Here is a 1,408-nt window from a genome sequence, read left to right on the forward strand (position 1 = left end):
TCGGCGTCAAGCTCTCCGAAGAGTTCCAGCTCCACCCCGAGCAGTCCACCGACGCCATCGTCATCCACCACCCCGAGGCGAAATACTTCAACGCGGGAGGCCGGGCATGACCACCCTGCGCGACATCCTGGCGAGCGGGACCCCCTCGTTCTCGTTCGAGTTCTTCCCGCCGAAGAGCGAGGCGGGCACGCGTACGCTCTGGAACGCGATCCGCCGTATAGAGGCGCTGGCGCCGACGTTCGTGTCGGTCACCTACGGAGCGGGCGGCTCGTCGCGGGACCGAACCGTCGAGGTCACCCAGCGGATCGCGGCCGAGACCACGCTGCGGCCCGTCGCCCACCTGACCGCCGTCGGCCACTCGGTGGCCGAGCTGCGGCACATCATCGGCCGGTACGCGGACGCCGGGGTGCGCGACGTCCTCGCGTTGCGCGGCGACCCGCCCGGGGATCCGAACGCACTGTGGACCGCGCATCCGCAGGGTTTCGGCCACGCCCGGGAACTGGTCCGTCTGGTCAGGGAGTCGGGCGAGTTCAGCGTGGGCGTCGCGGCCTTCCCCGAGAAGCATCCCCGCTCACCGGACTGGGAGAGCGACATCCGGCACTTCGTCGCCAAGTGCCGGGCCGGCGCCGACTACGCCATCACGCAGATGTTCTTCCACGCCGAGGACTATCTGCGCCTGCGCGACCGGGTCGCCGCGGCGGGATGCGACACCCCGATCATCCCGGAGATCATGCCCGCCACCGACGTACGGCAGATCCGGCGCTTCGCCGAACTCAGCGGCGCGGCCTTCCCCGACGATCTGGCGCACCGGCTGGAGGCGGCCCGGGACCATCCAGCCGAGGGCCACCGCATCGGCGTCGAGTACGCGACCGCGATGGCCGAACGTCTCCTCGCCGAGGGCGCGCCCGGCCTGCACTACATCACGCTCAACAAGTCCACCGCGACGCTTGAGATCCACCAGAACATCCACCCCTCAAGGAGCGCCCATGCCCTCGCAGCCCACCGCTGACCGCACGGATTTCAAGGTCGCGGATCTCTCCCTGGCCGAGTTCGGCCGCAAGGAGATCACCCTCGCCGAGCACGAGATGCCCGGCCTGATGGCGATCCGCAAGGAGTACGCCGAGACGCGGCCTTTGGCCGGCGCGCGCGTCACCGGCTCCCTGCACATGACCGTACAGACCGCCGTTCTCATCGAGACCCTCGTCGCCCTGGGCGCCGAGGTCCGCTGGGCCTCCTGCAACATCTACTCCACCCAGGACCACGCCGCCGCGGCGATCGCCGCGGCGGGCATCCCGGTCTTCGCCTGGAAGGGCGAGACCCTTCAGGAGTACTGGTGGTGCACGGAGCAGGCGCTGACCTGGCCGAACACGCCCACCGGCGGCCCGAACATGATCCTCGACGACGGCGG

2 protein-coding genes are annotated in these 1,408 nt (G+C 70.1%); both read left to right on the forward strand.

Going from position 1 to position 1,408, the window contains the following annotated elements; genetic code table 11:
* Nucleotides 1-106: 106 nt before the first annotated feature.
* The gene (metF, locus tag ACWD3C_RS48625; RefSeq protein ID WP_451155259.1) at nt 107-1,009 is read left to right on the forward strand and encodes a methylenetetrahydrofolate reductase [NAD(P)H]; all 903 of its coding nucleotides are present in this window, start codon (nt 107-109) and stop codon (nt 1,007-1,009) included.
* Nucleotides 987-1,408, forward strand: a 422-nt coding sequence (locus ACWD3C_RS48630; RefSeq protein ID WP_451155261.1) for an adenosylhomocysteinase, incomplete at its 3' end; no start/stop codon positions are given. The genes metF and ACWD3C_RS48630, both read left to right, overlap by 23 nt.

This window comes from Streptomyces sp. NPDC002845, assembly GCF_053591955.1.

Excerpts from the sequence above, each read along its gene's own strand:
- metF (WP_451155259.1), top strand. The coding sequence starts at position 107 with ATGACCACCCTGCGCGACATCCTGGCGAGCGGGACCCCCTCGTTCTCG.